Origin of the sequence: Dactylosporangium sp. McL0621 (genome assembly GCF_049995355.1) — a bacterium.
Taxonomy (GTDB): Bacteria; Actinomycetota; Actinomycetes; order Mycobacteriales; family Micromonosporaceae; genus Dactylosporangium.
Window position 1 is genome coordinate 7,966,921 of the sequence record NZ_CP188259.1, and the last position, 16,630, is coordinate 7,983,550.

Annotated in this window: 19 protein-coding genes; 12 read left to right on the forward strand and 7 right to left on the reverse strand. The window is 75.4% G+C overall.

The features are described 5' to 3' along the window. Positions 1-8: 8 nt before the first annotated feature. Genes ACPPVO_RS37610 through ACPPVO_RS37620 form a run of 3 tightly spaced genes read left to right on the forward strand, consistent with a single transcriptional unit; the run spans position 9 to position 2,757 of the window. Entirely contained in the window at positions 9-1,025 is a 1,017-nt protein-coding gene (locus ACPPVO_RS37610) for a LacI family DNA-binding transcriptional regulator (protein WP_426503324.1), read from the forward strand. Next, the gene (locus tag ACPPVO_RS37615) at positions 1,022-2,053 is read left to right on the forward strand and encodes a LacI family DNA-binding transcriptional regulator (protein ID WP_426503325.1); all 1,032 of its coding nucleotides are present in this window, start codon (positions 1,022-1,024) and stop codon (positions 2,051-2,053) included. Before ACPPVO_RS37610 ends, ACPPVO_RS37615 begins: the two co-directional genes overlap by 4 nt. A gap of 44 nt (positions 2,054-2,097) precedes the next feature. Next, positions 2,098-2,757 carry a hypothetical protein gene (locus tag ACPPVO_RS37620; protein WP_426503326.1) on the forward strand — a complete coding sequence of 220 codons (660 nt, stop codon included), beginning with the start codon at positions 2,098-2,100 and terminating at the stop codon, positions 2,755-2,757. A 9-nt stretch (positions 2,758-2,766) separates the two neighbouring features. Here the strand turns inward: ACPPVO_RS37620 and ACPPVO_RS37625 are convergent, their stop codons facing one another. Further along, entirely contained in the window at positions 2,767-3,879 is a 1,113-nt protein-coding gene (locus tag ACPPVO_RS37625) for a PQQ-dependent sugar dehydrogenase (RefSeq protein ID WP_426503327.1), read from the reverse strand. A 51-nt stretch (positions 3,880-3,930) separates the two neighbouring features. Here ACPPVO_RS37625 and ACPPVO_RS37630 point away from each other — a divergent pair, with 51 nt between their 5' ends. Continuing rightward, positions 3,931-4,119: a hypothetical protein gene (locus ACPPVO_RS37630; RefSeq protein ID WP_426503328.1), complete on the forward strand. Its 189-nt coding sequence runs from the start codon at positions 3,931-3,933 to the stop codon at positions 4,117-4,119. Positions 4,120-4,279: 160 nt separating this feature from the next. On the opposite strand, the gene ACPPVO_RS37635 is transcribed toward ACPPVO_RS37630, so the two are convergent. Beyond that, entirely contained in the window at positions 4,280-5,443 is a 1,164-nt protein-coding gene (locus ACPPVO_RS37635; protein WP_426503329.1) for a glutamate-cysteine ligase family protein, read from the reverse strand. A gap of 111 nt (positions 5,444-5,554) precedes the next feature. On the opposite strand from ACPPVO_RS37635, the gene ACPPVO_RS37640 reads away from it, so the two are divergent. The 4 genes from ACPPVO_RS37640 (at position 5,555) to ACPPVO_RS37655 (ending at position 8,770) form a co-directional block, all read left to right on the forward strand. Next, positions 5,555-6,805, forward strand: a complete 1,251-nt coding sequence (locus ACPPVO_RS37640) for a PQQ-binding-like beta-propeller repeat protein (protein ID WP_426503330.1) — start codon at positions 5,555-5,557, stop codon at positions 6,803-6,805. Positions 6,806-6,910: 105 nt separating this feature from the next. Continuing rightward, entirely contained in the window at positions 6,911-7,228 is a 318-nt protein-coding gene (locus ACPPVO_RS37645; RefSeq protein WP_426503331.1) for a GNAT family N-acetyltransferase, read from the forward strand. An 18-nt stretch (positions 7,229-7,246) separates the two neighbouring features. Further along, on the forward strand, positions 7,247-7,501 hold the full coding sequence (locus ACPPVO_RS37650; RefSeq protein WP_426503332.1) for a hypothetical protein: 255 nt from the start codon (positions 7,247-7,249) through the stop codon (positions 7,499-7,501). A gap of 12 nt (positions 7,502-7,513) precedes the next feature. After that, the gene (locus ACPPVO_RS37655) at positions 7,514-8,770 is read left to right on the forward strand and encodes a suppressor of fused domain protein (RefSeq protein WP_426503333.1); all 1,257 of its coding nucleotides are present in this window, start codon (positions 7,514-7,516) and stop codon (positions 8,768-8,770) included. 22 nt (positions 8,771-8,792) lie between these two features. Here the strand turns inward: ACPPVO_RS37655 and ACPPVO_RS37660 are convergent, their stop codons facing one another. Further along, entirely contained in the window at positions 8,793-9,035 is a 243-nt protein-coding gene (locus ACPPVO_RS37660; protein WP_426503334.1) for a hypothetical protein, read from the reverse strand. 83 nt (positions 9,036-9,118) lie between these two features. Then, positions 9,119-9,628 (reverse strand): YfbM family protein, encoded by a 510-nt coding sequence (locus ACPPVO_RS37665; RefSeq protein WP_426503335.1) that lies wholly within the window; start codon positions 9,626-9,628, stop codon positions 9,119-9,121. A gap of 19 nt (positions 9,629-9,647) precedes the next feature. Between ACPPVO_RS37665 and ACPPVO_RS37670 the strand changes: the two genes are divergently transcribed. The 4 genes from ACPPVO_RS37670 (at position 9,648) to ACPPVO_RS37685 (ending at position 13,789) form a co-directional block, all read left to right on the forward strand. After that, positions 9,648-10,703: a GNAT family N-acetyltransferase gene (locus ACPPVO_RS37670; RefSeq protein WP_426503336.1), complete on the forward strand. Its 1,056-nt coding sequence runs from the start codon at positions 9,648-9,650 to the stop codon at positions 10,701-10,703. Between the two features lie 2 nt (positions 10,704-10,705). Continuing rightward, complete coding sequence (locus ACPPVO_RS37675) at positions 10,706-11,998, forward strand: enolase C-terminal domain-like protein (RefSeq protein ID WP_426503337.1); 1,293 nt, start codon at positions 10,706-10,708, stop codon at positions 11,996-11,998. Further along, positions 11,995-12,828, forward strand: coding sequence for an NAD-dependent epimerase/dehydratase family protein (locus tag ACPPVO_RS37680; RefSeq protein WP_426503338.1), 834 nt, complete (start codon positions 11,995-11,997; stop codon positions 12,826-12,828). Before ACPPVO_RS37675 ends, ACPPVO_RS37680 begins: the two co-directional genes overlap by 4 nt. A gap of 205 nt (positions 12,829-13,033) precedes the next feature. After that, entirely contained in the window at positions 13,034-13,789 is a 756-nt protein-coding gene (locus ACPPVO_RS37685; protein ID WP_426503339.1) for an esterase/lipase family protein, read from the forward strand. A gap of 9 nt (positions 13,790-13,798) precedes the next feature. Here the strand turns inward: ACPPVO_RS37685 and ACPPVO_RS37690 are convergent, their stop codons facing one another. From ACPPVO_RS37690 to ACPPVO_RS37700, 3 genes are read right to left on the reverse strand one after another with little or no spacing between them, the layout of a single operon-like run. Continuing rightward, positions 13,799-14,614: an ABC transporter permease gene (locus ACPPVO_RS37690; protein WP_426503340.1), complete on the reverse strand. Its 816-nt coding sequence runs from the start codon at positions 14,612-14,614 to the stop codon at positions 13,799-13,801. Beyond that, a complete protein-coding gene (locus ACPPVO_RS37695) occupies positions 14,611-15,516 on the reverse strand; it encodes an ABC transporter ATP-binding protein (RefSeq protein WP_426503341.1) in 906 nt (301 codons plus the stop codon). Before ACPPVO_RS37695 ends, ACPPVO_RS37690 begins: the two co-directional genes overlap by 4 nt. Next, on the reverse strand, positions 15,513-16,577 hold the full coding sequence (locus ACPPVO_RS37700) for a hypothetical protein (protein WP_426503342.1): 1,065 nt from the start codon (positions 16,575-16,577) through the stop codon (positions 15,513-15,515). The genes ACPPVO_RS37695 and ACPPVO_RS37700 overlap by 4 nt, the downstream gene beginning before the upstream one ends. Positions 16,578-16,630: the final 53 nt, after the last annotated feature.

Consider the following 16,630-nt stretch of genomic DNA (forward strand, 5'->3'; position numbering starts at 1 on the left):
GAAACCGGATGACGCAGCACCAACGGGCCACCATGGCGGAGATCGCCGCCGAGGCGGGCGTCTCCGTGCCCACGGTCTCGAAGGTTCTCAACGGGCGGCGCGACGTCGCGCCGGCCACCCGGAACCGGGTCGAGGACCTGCTGCGGCGGCACAGCTACAAGCCGCGGCGCGCCCAGCCGCCCACCGCGGCCGGGCTCATCGACGTGGTCTTCGTCGACCTCGGCAACTCGTGGGCCATGCAGATCCTCGCCGGCGTCGAGGAGACCGCGCACCGGGCCGGCACCGGCGTCGTCGTGTCCGCCGTGCACGGGCGGGTGCGCACCGCGCCGGACCGCCGCTGGCTGGAGGGCCTCGCCGCGCGCCGCTCCGACGGGGTGTTGCTGGTCCTGTCGGAGCTGTCCGCGGAGCAGCTCGGGCAGCTGTCCGGGCTCGGCATCCCGGTCGTCGTGATCGACCCGGTGGGCCAGCCGGATCCGGCGGTACCGTCGGTCGGCGCCACGAACTGGACCGGTGCGCTGACCGCGACCGAGCACCTCCTCGGCCTCGGCCACCGCCGCATCGCCGTCATCGGCGGCCCCGAGGACGTGCTGTGCTCCCAGGCCCGCGTCGACGGCTACCGCGCCGCCATGCACGCGGCGGGGCTGCAGGTGCCGCCCGGGTACATCCGCGTCGGCGACTTCACCAGCCCGACCGGGCACCGCGAGACCCTCGCCCTGCTCGACCTGCCGGACCCGCCGACGGCCATCTTCGCGTGCTCGGACGAGATGGCCCGGGGCGCGTACGAGGCCCTCTACGAGCGCGGCCGGCGCGTCCCCGACGACCTGTCCGTCGTCGGCTTCGACGACCTCGAGCAGGCCCGCTGGTCGATCCCGCCGCTGACCACCGTCCACCAGCCGCTCACCGAGATGGCCGCCCTGGCCACGCGGATGCTGCTCACGCTCGTGGCCGGGGAGCGGCTCGACGCGTCCCGGCTGGAGCTGGCCACGCCGCTCGTCGTCCGCAACAGCACCGCCCCCATCGCATGACGACGCCGGGGAACGGGGGCCGGCGCCGCCGGGGCGAGGTCACCGTCGCCACCATCGCGCAGCTCGCCGGGGTGTCGGTGCCGACGGTCTCCAAGGTGCTCAACGGCCGGGCCGGGATCGCCGCCGAGACCCGCGACCGGGTGGAGGCGCTGCTGCGCGAGCACGGGTACCGCCGCGCCGACGCCGTCACCACGACCCCGAACATCGAGGTGGCGTTCTTCGGGCTGGAGAGCCACCTCGCGATGGAGATCCTGCGCGGCGTCGAGCAGACCGTCCGCGAGCGCGACCTGGCCGTCGGCTTCACCGACCTGCAGGGGCCGGTCCCGGGCGGCCGCCGCCCCGCCGACCGGCTCCTGGCCCGCCGCCCCACCGGCGTCATCGCCGTGAACTCCGCGTTCCGGGTCCGCCAGTACGAGCAGCTGATCGCCAGCGGCGTGCCGATGGTGGTGCTCGACCCGACCGGCGAGCCCACCCACACCATCCCGTCCGTGGGCGCGACGAACTGGAGCGGCGGGGTCGCCGCGACCCGGCACCTGCTCGACCTCGGCCACCGCCGGATCGGGGTGATCACCGGGCCGATGGAGTACCTGTGCGCGCGGGCCCGCCTCGAGGCGTCCCGCGGCGCCCTGGAGACCGCCGGGCACCCGCTGGAGGCCGACCTGGTCCGCCACGGCCGGTTCACCTTCGAGGACGGCATCGACCTGGGCCACGAGCTGCTGTCCCGGGCCGACCGCCCGACCGCGGTCGTGTGCGGCGACGACCTGCAGGCCCTCGGCGTCTACGAGGCCGCCCGCCGCCTCGGGCTGCGCATCCCCGCCGACCTCAGCGTCGTGGGCTTCGACGACATCGAGGTCACGCGCTGGTGCGGGCCGCCGATGACCACGGTGCGCCAGCCGTTCGCCGAGATGGGCGCCACCGCGGCCCGGATGGTGCTGCAGCTCGCCCAGGGCGAGGTCGTCGAGCCGGCCCGGGTCGAGCTGGCCACCGAGCTCGTCGTGCGCGGCAGCACCGCCCCGCCAACCATCTGACCGTCCCGTGGCGTTGTAACAGGCACAAGCCTCCGGGAGGTTCGATGCGCCGCCGCCAGTTGCTGCTCGTCCCGCTCCTGCTCGCCCTCGCCGTACCGTTCGCCGTGTCCGCCTGCGCCGAGTCGTCCGGCGGCTCCGGGCCCGGCGGACCGGTCACCCCCTCGTCCATCCCCATCGACATCGGCCCCAGCGCCCAGGTCGCCGGCAACACGATGCCGACCGGCATCGTCGTGGACGGCAAGGAGCTGGTGCTCTTCTTCTGGATGGCCTCCGAGCGGCCGGTCTTCGCCCAGGCCGTCCGCGACACCGCCACCGGCGCCGTCAGCCAGGACATCGGCATGTGCACGGGCGGCACCGGCTCCGAGTCGCAGCCGCCGTTCCTCGACCTGGCCCAGTGCGTCGCGACGGACGGCAGCATCATCGAGTTCGGCGCCTTCCGGGGCGAGGCCTCGCGCGTCACCAGCCAGGCCGACGGCAAGACCACCGAGGCCAAGTTCGCCCGCTGGAACAAGGACGTCATCACCGTCTTCTGGCTGCGGCGGCAGGGCAAGCCGGCGCCCGGCGCGAGCTTCTTCCCGGACCGTGGCATGACGAGCCCGGGGCCCGCGGAGCAGTACCCCCTGGTCACCATCTACAGCGCCAAGGGCAAGGCGATCGGCTCCGCCCGGATCAAGCCCGGCGTCGGTATGCAGAAGGGCGGCTGAGTCCGGGTCCTACCCGGCGAAGCGCAGGATGCGGTCGTCGCCGCTCTTCGGGTCGCCGCGCCCGTCCCGGTTCGAGGTGGTCAGCCACAGCGAGCCGTCGGGCGCGGCGGCGGCGGTGCGCAGCCGGCCGTACCGCCCCCGCAGCTCCGCCTTCGGCGTGCCGGTCTTCTCGCCGTCGAGCGGCACCGTCCACAGCCGCTCGCCCCGCAGCGCCGCGACGTACAGCGTGTCGCCGATGATCGCCGCGCCGGACGGGGACGCGTCGCCGGTGCGCCACACGACCAGCGGGTTGGTGAACCTGCCGCCCTGGGTGTCGCCCTGGCCCTCGACGACCGGCCAGCCGTAGTTGGCGCCCGGCTTGATCAGGTTGACCTCGTCGTAGGTGTCCTGGCCGAACTCGACCGCCCACAGCCGCCCCGCCGAGTCCCACGCGAGGCCCTGGACGTTGCGGTGCCCGAGACTGTAGACCGGCGAGCCCGCCGTCGGGTTCCCGGGCGCCGGCCGGCCGTCCGGGGCGAGCCGGAGGATCTTGCCATTGGGGCTCTTCGGGTCCTGGGCGAGGCCGCGCTGGCCCGCGTCGCCGGCGCCGACGTAGAGCAGCCCGTCGGGGCCGAACGCGATCCGCCCGCCGTTGTGGATGCCGGCCTTGGCGAGCCCGCTGAAGATGACCTCGGGCGCGGCGGGGCCGAGCTTGAAGCGGACGATGCGGTTGTCGGAGCCGCTGGTGAAGTAGGCGTACACGTAACCGTCCTGCGCGTACCCCGGCGACACGGCCAGCCCGAGCAGGCCGCCCTCGCCCTGGGCGGACACGCCCGGCACCTGGTACACCGGCGTCGGCGCGCCGCCCCGGGCCGGCACCTGCAGCACGCGGCCGGTGCCGCGCTCGGCGACGAGCGCGTCGCCGCCGGGCAGGAACGTCACGCCCCAGGGCACGTCGAGCCCGGTCGCGATCTCCTGCGGCGCGCCGAGGTCGGGCGCGGCCCGGCCCGGACCCGCGCTCGGGCCGGCGCTCGCACCCGTGCCGGAGCTCGCCGGTGGCGCCGGCACCGGGGCCTGCTCCGGCCCGCCGCTACACCCGGTCACCAGCACCGCACACAGGACCGCCACCCAGCCGACTCTCACCGATCCAGCGTAGCCTTTGCTTAATCCTATCGGAGCGATATGCTTTGGGGCATGAGGCAGCGGACCATGACGCTCGTGGTGAACCGGATCGTCCGGATCGCCCATCAGCTCGTCGGCTTCGGCGTGGACACCCCGCCCGAGGCGACCGTGTGGGCCGAGCTCTCGCCGGACCGCGCCCTGCACCGGATCACGCATCAGGCGGAGGCGGATCTCCGCTACAACGGCTCCGTGACCGGCTGAGGTCGCGCTCCACCAGCACCAGCTGCCACCCGACGGCCAGGGCGGCGAGCACCCAGAAGACGCCCTCGGCGCGCACGGCCAGCGCCACCAGCGCGCCGGTGAAGAGCAGGGCCGCGACCGCCATCACGACCCCACATTCAGTCGCCGTCTCCTATCGATTTTATAGCATATGGGCACGGCGAAAGCGGCTCTCGACCGCGCCCGAGACCTCCTCGAGCAGCGGCCCGGGCAGGCCGTCGCGCTCCAGCGTCCGCAGCGCCAGCTCCACCAGCGGCGGCGCGGCGGCGGCAATGACGGCGTCGGTCAGCCCGTAGCGGGCGGCCTCGACCCAGCGCCCGGCGGCCGGCGCCGCCAGCTCGCGGGCCGCGGCGATCGTGGCCCCGTCGCCCAGCAGCGCGGCGAGCACCGCGACGGGCGCGAACCAGTCTCCGCCCGGCTGCGCGTCGAGGTAGCGCACCTCCAGGTGGCCGCCCGGGCGCACCGGCGGGTACAGCGTGCCCAGATGCTCGTCGAGGTCGGCGAAGGTCGGCCGCCGGGGCAGCGCGCCGCCGATCCAGTCGGCGAACGTGACGCCGTCGGGGACGCTCCAGTTCGCCGCGGGGCCGCGGGCGTAGAGCAGGGGCGCGTGCAGCGCGTGGCGGGCCCAGGCCGCGGCCGGGTCGGGCGTCGTGGGCGGCGCGCCGGCGCGGGAGGGGTCGAGGGCGTACCAGGCGCGCATGCGCGTCGAGGCCCAGCCGGTGTCGCGGCCGGCGTGCACCGGCGAGTTCGCGAACAGCGCCAGCAGCGGCGGGCCGAGCTCGTGGACGGCGGCCCAGCGCGCCTCGAGGTCCTCGGGCGGGCCGGCCGGGAGCAGCGGGCGGAGCCCGGCGGTGCTGTACATCAGGACGCGCCCGTCGCCGCCGCGCCGGGCGAGAGCGCCGGCCATCGCGCGCTGCCGCCGGGAGTCGACGACCCGCCGGGGCGCCCGGTGCGGATCGATGCCGAGCCCGGCGAGGCGCAGGCCGCCCCGCGTGACGAGCAGGTCGAGCCGGTCGAGCTCGGCGTGGACGGTCTCGTGCAGGCGCTCCAGCCCGGCCTGCGGCCACGCCGCGAGGGTGACCTGCCCGCCGGGGCCGAGCGCGATCCGCCCGCCGTCCTGCGGCTCGTGCCCGCGGAGCACGGCGGTGAGGCGCGCGGTCCCGAGCGGCCGATGCGGATGGTCGGCGACGTGCACGAGTTGCTCAATTTCCACGCCGACGGTCAGCGGCGGCCCCGTCTTGAAGCAGATCGACGCGATGTACCCCTCCGCGTCCTCGATCTGCGTAATCTCGGCGGTGTTGTTCATGGTCGGATGCTACGCCCGCACCAAGGTCATCACACCATCTGTACATCGACGAACACGCTCAGTACAATCGGCGCCTCGGCGCTCCAACATCTGCGGAGGAGCGGCCCGGCATTGATCGACCTCGACACTTACGGCGGCCCGCCGCAGCCCGGGCCCGGCCGGCGTCGGCGCTCCCGCCGGCCGTTGCTCCTCCTCGCCGGGGCGGCCGTCGCCCTGCTCTCCGGCACGGGGCCGCCGGCGCCGCTCGACCCGGCGGTGCGGCTGCCCGGCGACGGCGTCACCGACCTCCGCGTCGACGGCGGCACCGTCTACCTGGTGTCGCGCGAGTCGCTGGCGGCGTACCGGGCGTCGGACGGCCGGCGGCGCTGGACGGCCCCGGTCACGCCCGGCTCGCGGCTGGTGAGCGTCGAGGCCGGGCGGGTGGTGCTGGCCCACGACGACCCGGACTTCCTGACCGGGTTCGACGCCGCCACGGGCGACGAGCGGTGGCGGGCAAACGGTTTCGTGCCGTCCGTCTACGGTACCGCCGGCGCATCGGGCGTCGTGGTCGCCACGACCGACGAGTCGGCGACGGTGACCGACGCCGGGATCGACATCCGCACCGGCGCCGTGCGCTGGTCGCTCGGCCCGCCGGGGGACGTCACGCGGACGCTCGTGCGCGAGGGCGAACGCGTGGCGATCGCGGAGCTCACCGCCGGCGGCGCGCTGCGGGTGCGCCGTGCCGATTCGGCCGCGGTGGTACGGACGGCCGCGCTGGACCACCCCGACCCGTTCAACTGGTTCGACATCAGCGGCGACCGGCTGCTCGCCATCCGCACCAACGACCGCGGCCTCACGCTCGACGGCGCCGTCTACGACCTGACGACGGGCCGGAGGCTGTGGCGCCGCGACAACGGCCCGGACGGCGAACCGCTGTGGTGGTGCGCCCCGCTGGTGTGCGCCGGCAACGCGGGCGCGGTCACGGTGCTCGACCCCGGCACGGGCCGCGAGCGCTGGCACCTCGACGGGCTCACGAACATCGGCTCCCCCGACGCCCGGTTCATGCTGGCCACCCCGTACCCGCAGGACGCCGCCGGCCCCGGGCCGGGCCTGCTCGTGCTGGACCCGGCGACCGGCCGGGTCCTGCGCCGCATCCCGGACTGGTACGTCATCGGCGCCCTCGGCGGCGACGGCATCCTGGCCGCCACCACCGCCGCGGACGGCACCACGCTCATCGGCCGGCTCGACGCCGGGACGGGCGCGGTGCGGGTGTTCGCCCGGGCCGGGCACTGGACGTCCCCGCCGTGCACCGCGACGCCAACGCGGCTCGCGTGCGGGCTGGACCCCGTCGCCGTCTGGCCGGTACCGGCGGCGCGGTCATGAGCCCGGCGCCGGCGCTGCGGGCCGCCGCCGAGGCCGACATTCCCGCCGTGCTCGCGTTCTGGAAGCTCGCGGCCGAGGACACCAACCGGGCCGGCGACGACGCCGGTGCGGTGGCCGCGCTGCTCGGCCGGGACCCCCGGGGCGCTGATCCTCGCGGTCGACGGGGAGCTGATCGTCGGCTCGGTCGTGGCGGGCTTCGACGGCTGGCGCTGCCACCTGTACCGCTTCGCGGTCCACCCCGGGCGGCGCCGCGAGGGCATCGGCCGGCGGCTGCTCGACGCGGCCGAGCGGCGCTTCCGGGCCCTCGGCGGCCGCCGGGCCGACGCGATGGTACTGGAGGACAACGCGCTCGCCCACCCGGCGTGGGCGGCGGCGGGCTACGAGCGGCAACCGGCCTGGCGCCGATGGGTGAAACGGCTGTAACCGCGCGACAATGGATCCGTGACACAGCAGTTGATCACGCTGGTCGCCCTCGTCGTGCTGCTCGCGGTGGCGGGCGTGGTGGTGTACCGGATCGCGGGCGCGGTGCGGACCGGGCCCTACGGCGCCGAGGTCCCGGTGCGGTGCCGCGACGGCCACGTCTTCACCACCGACTGGGTGCCCGGCGTCTCGTTCAAGGCCGTCCGCCTGGGCCCGACCCGGTTCCAGTACTGCCCGGTGGGCCGGCACTGGACGTTCGTCGAGCGCCTTCCGTGAGACACTGCCGCAGTGGATCACGAGCTGACCCCGGCCGCCCGGGCCCTGCTGGAGCACCTCCGCGCCCGCTTCCCGGGGCGGAAGGTCGCCGTGCTCCCGCCCGCGCCCGGCCCGATCCGCGACCGGGTGCCGGGCCTGCACATCCTGCGCCTGGACCCGGAGGACGGCGGCCGGCTCTACGTCACCAGCGGCGTCTGGGACGCCACCCAGCACGACGGTGAGGGCCTCGAGTTCCTGTTGTACGCCCCCGAGCCCGCCGACGAGCAGCACGCCGAGACGCTGAGCATGGTCGCGTACTACCACGCGGGCGGCGGGGGCGGCGCGCTCGACCACGGCCACACCGTGCCGATCGGGCGCCCCTGGGCCGGCGCGTCCGAGTGCGACCACCTGCTGGTCAGCCTGCCGTACCCGTGGGGCCCGGCGCTGGAGGAGTGCCCGGTCCCCGGCGGCCGCGCCCGGCTGCTGTGGCTGCTGCCCGTCACCGAGGCCGAGAAGACGTTCCGGCACGCCCGCGGCCTGGAGGCGCTCGAGCGGCGCTTCGAGTCCGCCGGCATCAACCCGGTCGACCCCGGCCGCGCGTCCGTGGTCGACGCGGCCGTCGACCGGGTCGGGCGCCCGGACGTCGAGGTGCTGGAGGGCCGGCTCACCGAGGCGCCGACGCGCGACGCGACGGGCGTGGAGCGGCGGGCGTTCGGCGAGTTCGTCGGGCCGCGGGGCGAGCTCGCCTCGTACGCGTTCGGCTGGACCACCGGCGCCGACCCGCATGTGGGCCGCCTGACGATCGGCATCGGCGCGGGCAACCCGGGCGGCGGCACGTTCCACGCGACAGTGCTCGCGCACGAGGGCGACAGCGCGTTCGCGCTCAGCGACGAGCCGTTCGAGCGGGTACCGCAGGGCGGCCCGGACCTGACCGCCGGCCAGGCCCGCGCCCACGAGGACCTCCAGTTCGTGTGGTGGGTCGCCGACCAGGTGATGGAGCGCGACCGCCGCGCCCGCTGGATGTGGCACTGGCTGCTGGGCACGTCCGCCATCCAGGCCGGCGAGGTGTTCGAGGGCCGCGAGCCGGTGCTGTACGTCAGCCACGACGCGGACGACGGCCTGTGGCAGCTCATCGGCGCGACCGGCGTGGACCCGGCGACCGCGCGCGTCGCCCACCTGCACCACGTGGTGGACGAGGACCCGACCCTGCTCGACGTGCTGGGCCTGCCGCCCGGCGACTCCGCCCGCCGCACGGGCCCGGGCGCCCCCTGGATCGGCGGCACCGCCTGATCGCCCGCCGGCCGCCGCGGCCCTAGGGGCTGTATCGAAGTGGATGGCGCTGCCCGAGCGCGTGCGGGTCGCCCGGTTTCGCGCGCAGCACGCGCGCGTAGCCGCGGTCGGCGTCGTCGAACCGGCCCGCGCGGAACAGCTCATCGGGGCCGGCCCCGGCGGCATAGGCGAGTTCGGGGCCGGCCCCGACGGCATACGCGGGCGCAGCCCAGGCCACCCCGCCGGCGACGGCCGCGCCGAGCACGAGCCTTCTGTGAATTCCCATGTGCCGAATCCAAGCCGGGCCCGCGTATCCCGGGCGTCACCGTTCGCGGCGCAGCACCTCGGCGAACTGAAACGTACTGCCGCTCAGCTCAGCCACGCCACCATGGCGTCGCCCTCGCGCGCGGCGGCCGCGAAGTACCCGACCAGCTCCTCGTAGTACCCCCGCAGGAAGTCGAGGGCGTCCGGCTCGTCCCAGCCCTGCGGGTACAGGCCGGCCGCCTCGAGCTCGGCGCCCGTCACGCCCTCGATCAGGCGGTCGTACGGCAGCGCGGACAGGAACGCCGCGGCCGCCGCGACCCGGTCCGGCGGGAGCAGCAGCGCCGGGCCGTAGCCCCAGTCGGCCTCGGTGAACGCCTCCTCGCCCCGGATCACGTTCACCGGGCAGCCGGCGCGCTGCAGCAGGTGCCGCAGGGCGTCCCAGGACTTCTCGGTGCGGTGCAGGCGGTCGGCGGCGAGCTGCCCGTCGGGGCTGCCGGGCTCGTCGAGCTCGGCGTCCTCGAGATCGTCGGCGTACTCCTGGACCCAGTCCGGGTCCTTGCGCGCGCGGTCCAGCTCGAGCGGCGTGATGCGGAGATGGTTGCCGATCATGCTCATACCGTCCAGGCTATCGGTCGTGACCGTTCGACGGGCGACCGAGCACGACGCCGCGGCCCTGGCCGCCATCCACGTCGGCACCTGGCAGGCGGCCTACCGCGGGCAGCTGCCGCAGGCCCACCTCGACGCCCTCGACGTGCAGGAGCGCCGGCAGCAGTGGCTCGCCTCGCTCCGGCGGCGCCCGGCCCCGGCCGTCTACGTGGCCGAGGACGACGCCGGCGCCCCGGTCGGCTTCGTCGTCACCGGCCCGGGCCGCGACCCGGGGGCCGACGGCGAGGTCATGGCGATCTACGTGCGCCCCGAGCACTGGGGGCGGGGCGCCGGCCGCGACCTGATGGCCGCGGCCCTGGACCGCCTGCGTGCCGACGGTCACGCCGAGGCGGTGCTGTGGGTCCTGGCCTCGAACGAGCGCGCGCGGCGCTTCTACGAGGCGGCCGGCTGGCACGCCGACGGCGGTTCGCGGATCGAGGACTTCGCCGGGGTACCGATAGAGGAGCTCCGCTACCGGCGGACCGTCGCGAACAGCGTCTGGGACGAGCACGCGGCGACGTTCGACGACGAGCCCGACCACGGCCTGCGCGACCCCTCCGTCCGGCGCGCCTGGTCGCGGCTGCTCGCGTCGGTACTCCCACCGGCCCCCGCGTCCATTGTGGACCTCGGCTGCGGTACCGGCAGCCTGTCCGTCCTGGCCGCCGGGCAGGGGCACCGCGTGGTCGGCCTCGACGGGTCCGCGGCCATGCTGCGGCGGGCCCGCGGCAAGCAACCGGACCTGCCCCTGGTCCGCGGCGACGTGAGCCGGCCCCCGTTCGCGCCCGGCTCCTTCGACGTGGTCCTCGTACGCCACGTGCTGTGGGCGGTCCCCGACCCGGCCGCGACCCTGGCCCGCTGGTTCGAGCTGGGCCGCCGCCTGGTGCTGATCGAGGGCCGCTGGTCCACCGGCGCGGGGCTGACGGCCGCGGAGTGCACCGCGCTGCTGCGCCGCCTGGGCCGCTCGGCGCAGGTGCGGCCGCTGACCGACGCGGCGCTCTGGGGCAAGCCCGTCACCGACGAGCGGTACCTGCTCGTAGACTCCTGACCGTGACCCATGATCCCAACGCGCTGCTCGACGAACACGGTGGGCTGCCCGAGGCCCGCCCCCCGTGGCCGGCCCGCGACGCGCTGCGCATCACCGCCGTCCGGCCGATCGTCACGGCGCCCGAGGGGCTGCCGCTCGTGGTGGTCAAGGTCGAGACGAGCGAGCCCGGGCTGTACGGCCTGGGCTGCGCCACCTTCACCCAGCGTTACGCCGCCGTCGCCGCCGCCGTCGCCGAGCACGTCGGGCCGCTCGCGGTCGGGCGGCACCCGGCCGACATCGAGGACATCACGCGGACGGTGCACTTCTCGTCGTACTGGCGCAACGGCCCGGTCCTGAACAACGCCCTCTCCGGACTGGACCAGGCGCTGTGGGACATCGCCGGCAAGCGCGCCGGGCTGCCCGTGTACGAGCTGCTCGGCGGGCGGGTGCGGGGCGGCGTGGAGGTGTACACCCACGCCTCCGGCGACACCACGCAGGAGGTCCTGGACCGGGCCGAGGCGCTCATCGCCCAGGGCTACCGCAACATCCGGATCCAGCGCGCCGAGCCCGGCCTGGGCAGCTACGGCGCGCCCGGGACCGGCGGGCACTACCCCGGCTCGCCGAACCCCGACGGCTGGGACCCGGAGCGGTACCTGCGCGGCACCCCGTCGCTGTTCGCCGCGGCCCGGGAGCGCCTCGGCTTCCAGATCAACCTCATGCACGACGTGCACAGCCGGCTCACCCCGAAGCAGGCGATCGTGCTGGCCCGCGCGCTGGAGCCCTTCGGCCTGTCCTTCCTCGAGGACGTCATCCCGCCCGAGCACTACGACCGGCTGCCGGAGGTGCGCGCCGCCTCGCCGGTGCCCCTGGCCGTCGGCGAGCAGGTCGGCTCGGTGCCGGACGCGGCCCGCCTGATCCGCGACGGCGGCGTCGACCTGATCCGCCTGCACACGTCGGCGATCGGCGGCCTGACCCCGACGCGCAAGCTCGCGGCCCTCGCCGAGCTGTGCGGGGTACGCACCGCGTTCCACTCCCCCGCCGACGTCTCGCCGGTCGGCGTCGCGGCCAACCTCGCCGTCGACGTGTCCAGTCCCGCGTTCGGGTTCCAGGAGTCGCACGAGTACAACGAGGCCACCCACGAGGTCTTCCCCGGCTGCCCGGACGTCACCGGCGGGTACATGTACCCCTCGGACAAGCCCGGCTGGGGCGTCGACCTGGACGAGGAGAAGGCGGCACAGTACCCGCCGACGAAGTTCCTCTTCGACCGCTGGGCCGCCGTCGTGCGCCGCCCGGACGGGGCCCTGGAGGCGCCGTGAGGGTGCTCGTGACCGGCGCGGCCGGCAACATCGGCGCCGCCGTGTGCGCCCGGCTCGCCGCCGGGAACGCGACAACCCATGCCTTGGTACTCGACGGGCCGCCCCCGGCCACCGCCGAGCACTCGGTCACAGGCGACGCCGGCGACCCCGCCACCGTCCGGGCGGCCCTGGCGGGCGGCGTGGACGCGGTGGTGCACCTGGCCGCCATCCCGAGCCCGCTGGACCACCCCGCGATCGACGTCTTCGCCGGCAACACCCGCGCCACGTTCAACGTCCTGGAGGAGTGCGCGAGGGCGGGCGTGCGCCGAGCCGTGATCGCGTCCAGCTACTCGATCCTGGGCCTGCGCTTCGCCGGGCGCGAGCTGCACCCGGCGTACTACCCCCTCGACGAGGCCACCCCGCTGCAGATCGAGGACCCGTACTCCCTGTCGAAACAGACCGACGAGGCCACGGCCGCCATGATGCACCGCCGCTACGGCCTGGACATCGTGGCCCTGCGCTTCCCGTTCACCGGTGCCTGGGACCGCCTGCGCACCGTGGCCGCGCGCTGCGCAGGCGACCCGTCGGTCATGGCCGCGGACTCGTGGTCGTACCTGCACGTGGACGACGCCGCCGAGGCGGTGTGGCTGGCCCTGACCCGCCCGGTGACCGGCTTCCACCCGGTGCTCCTGGCCGCCCCGCGCACGCTGTCCGAGCGGCCGACGATGGACCTGATCGCGCAGTACCACCCGCAGACGGAGATCCGCGCCTCGATCCCCGGCACCGCAACCCCGATCGACACCCGCGCGATCGAACACCTGCTCGGCTTCCGCGCGACCCGCATGCTGTGAGCCGACGGTAACCGACTCCGGTCTCGGGGGTGCGTTGCTGCGAGTATCGCCGGTCGCCTGCATCGGGGCATGCCCGGACCGCTCGGCTTCACCCGCGCCGGGCGACATCTGGAGCGCGTCGACGGCCTCGATCACACCGCGATCGGGTCGGGGCGGATGCGGCCCGGTATCCGATTGTGCGGGCCGCGCGAGGTACACATGACGAATGAGTCCTCGGCGGCGGGCCATGTTCGCGGTGCTCGCGGCGATCGTCGTGCTCGCCGTCGGGGGTTTCGCGCTGCGCGGGCTGCTGCGGCGGGAGCCGGTGCGCATCCCCGACCAGGGTGTGCTCGGGGCGGTGCTCCTCGTGCCCGGGTACGGGGGCGGCACCGAGGGCGTTGACCGGCTCGCCGCGGCCATTCGGGCCCGGGGGCGGGCGGCCACCGTCGTCGAGATGCCCGACGGCGGGACCGGGGATCTCGCGGTGCAGGCCGACGTGCTCGACGACGCCGTCGGACAGGCGTTGCGGCGGGCGCCGTCCGTCGACGTGATCGGGTACTCGGCCGGGGGTGTCGTCGCGCGGCTCTGGGCGCAGCGGCACGACGGGGTGCACAAGGCGCGGCGGATCGTCACGCTCGGCTCGCCCCACCAAGGGGCGCGGCTCGCCGCGGCCGGGGCCGCCGGGCTGCCCGGGGCCTGCCCGGCCGCGTGTCAGCAGCTCGCGCCCGGCAGCACGCTCCTGGCGCAGCTCAAGAGCCCCGTGCCGAACCCGCCGCAGTGGCTCAGCGTCTGGACCGAGCAGGACCAGACCGTGGTGCCGCCCGACTCGGCGCGGCTCGCCGGGGCCGTCGACGTCGACATCCAGCAGGCGTGCCCGGGGCGCGAGGTCGCGCACGGGGACCTGCCGACCGACGACTACGTGACCGGCCTCGTGCTCGACGCGATCGGGACGGCGCCCATCGGACCCGCACCGCCCTGCTGAGAACCGTAGTTAGCTGGTGATGTCCTTCGTGGCGAAGTTCGCCCAGGCCAGGCCGAGGAAGATGACCACGTACACCGCCTGGATCCCCAGGCCCCGCTCGATGTCGCGCCAGAGTATCGGCTCGCGGAAGAAGTCGATCCAGGCCAGCCAGTAGCGCGTGGGCAGATAGGGGCGGATGGCGACGGCCGCGTCCAGGGCCGTGAACAGCTGGCTCGCCACCAGCGCGGCCAGGGCGCCCAGGGTCGCGCCCAGTGACGAGTCGCTCACGGTGGACAGGAACAGGGCGATCGCGCCGACGCCGAGCATCGACAGCGCCACGTACACCGTCGCCGCCGCGATGCGCAGGGTCACCTGCTGGGGGCTCAGGGCCGGGCCGGACACCGACGTGACGACCTCCGCGCCGGGCTGGGCCGGGAAAAGCGAAATGCCGATGATGTACCCGCTGAGCACGACGAGCACGACCGCGCCCAGCACGTACACCAGGATCGAGACGAGCTTGGCCAGCAGCAGGCGGGTGCGGCCCACCGGGCGGGCGACGAGGTAGCGCAGCATGCCGGCGGCCGCCTCGCCCGCGACCGCGTCGCCGCCCACGATCGCCACCGCGACCGGCAGGAACAGCGGCAGCACGATCGCCAGGGCGGCCGCGGGGAACAGCGAGCCGTTGTTCAGTACCGCCGAGAGAAACGCCGGCCCCTGCGCGGCGGCGGTGCCGATGCGGGTGGTGGCCAGGAGGACGGCGACCGTCAGCGGCAGCCCGCACAGCAGGCCGAGGCTGACCAGGGTCCGCGGCCGGCGGTACAGCTTGCGCAGCTCGACGAGGATCATCGGCGCTCCATCCGATCCGTGCCGGCCCCGGTGGCCTCCAGGACGACCTGCTCCAGGGTGCGCCGCTCGGCGCCGATCTCCGCGATCCGCAGCCCGGCCGCGACGAGCTGCGCGTTGAGCGCGGCCGCGTCCGGGTGGGTGACCGCGAGCCGGTCGCCGTCGCGGTGGGTGACGTGGCCGTCGAGCAGCGCGACGACCCGGTCGGCGTCGGGGCTGCGCAGCATGACGCGCCCGGTCGGCACCCGCAGCGCGGCCAGCTCGTCCTGCCCGACGAGGCGGCCCCGGTCCATGATCCCGACCCACGTGCACAGCTGCTCGATCTCGGTGAGCAGATGGCTGGACAGCAGCAGGGTGGTACCGGCGGCGCTGATCTGCAGCAGCAGCTCCCGGATCTCGTGGATGCCCTGCGGGTCGAGGCCGTTTGTCGGCTCGTCGAGGATCAGCAGGCGCGGGGCGCGCAGCAGGGCCGCGGCGAGGCCGAGGCGCTGGCGCATGCCGAGGGAGTATGTGCGCACCGGGCGCCCGTCGACGCCGCCGAGCCCGACCCGCTCCAGCGCCTCCTCGATGCGCCGGCGGCGGGTGGCGCGCACCGAGCGGCCGGCCGCGTCGATCAGGCGCAGGTTGGCGCGGCCCGACAGGTGCCCGTACGCGGCCGGGCCCTCGACGAGCGCGCCCACGTCGGGCAGCACCTCGGCCAGGCGCCGCGGCACCGGCCGGCCCAGGATCGAGATCTGCCCGCTCGTGGCGAAGACGAGGCCGAGCAGCATCCGGATCAGTGTGGTCTTGCCCGAGCCGTTCGGGCCGAGCAGCCCGAACCGCGACCCCTCCGGCACCGTGAGGTCGACGGCGTCGACGGCGCGGACCCGGCCGTAGGTCTTGGTCAGCGCGACGGTCTCGATCACCGCAGTTCTCCGGCCGCTCGGGTGATCAGCTCGGGGGTGACGAACCCGGCGACCAGGTACGTGCGCCGCCCCGACCGGGTGACGGCCAGGTTCAGCACCGAGGACCGCAGCAGGTACCCGTTGGCCAGCGGCTGCCCGCCCGCGTCGCGCAGGGCGTTCAGCGTCCGCTCGCCGAGCCGGCCCGGCACCGCGACAACGACGAACCGCGAAAGCCCGCCGCCGTACACCGCGAGCGCGCTCAACGGCCCCGGCACCCGCGCCCGGCCGGCGAGCGAGCCCGGCAGGTTCGCCCGGGCGACCGAGTTCAGCGACGAGGTGATCTCCGACTGGGTGGTGGAGGCGAACCCGGACGACCCGGCGGCGCGGGGCTCGACGACGTCGGCGGCGGGCGGTGCGGTACCGGCGTCGAGGAACCGCGTCGTGAGCGCGCCGGCCACGTCGACCTCCAGGGTCAGCCCGGTCTGCGGGTCGGCCCACATGTCGATGGCGCCGATGGTGGTGTCGGGGTCCGCGGGCACGACCCGCAGCCCGGCCGCGGCGGTCCCGGCGATGCGGCGGGCCGGCAACGTCTCCAGCCGCGCGTCGGGCCCGGCGTCGCGGAGCAGGCGGTGCGCGAGCTCGGGCGGCACCAGGTCGGCGGCCTGCGGCGGGCGGGCCGCGGGCTCCCCGGCCGTCGCGGTCCACAGGTTGCGGCCGTAGTCCCAGGTGAACGCGGCAGACGAGGTGCGGAAGTAATCCTTCTCGCCGACCGGGTCGAGCACCGCGACCCGCCACGAGTCGGGCCCGGCGTGCCAGACACGCATGCTGGTGGTGCCACCGAACAGGCCGGTCGCGTCGCCGAGCTGCGGCAGGTCGGGCAGGACGACGGAGCCGCGGCTCTCGGCGTACCCCTGGTAGGGCCCGTCGGCCGCGGCGAGGATCCGGTCACGCAGCGTCGCGGGCGCGATCTTCTGAGCGCTGACGGGCGCGAAGGCGACCACGAGCGGCACGGCGAGGAGCGCACCGATCACCGACGCGACGACCAGCCACCGTCGTCGCGCCTCGCGCCGGACCACGCTCACCCGCTCAACAGTACGACGGGCGCCGGACAGCGGCCCTCACCCGCTCTGCGAGC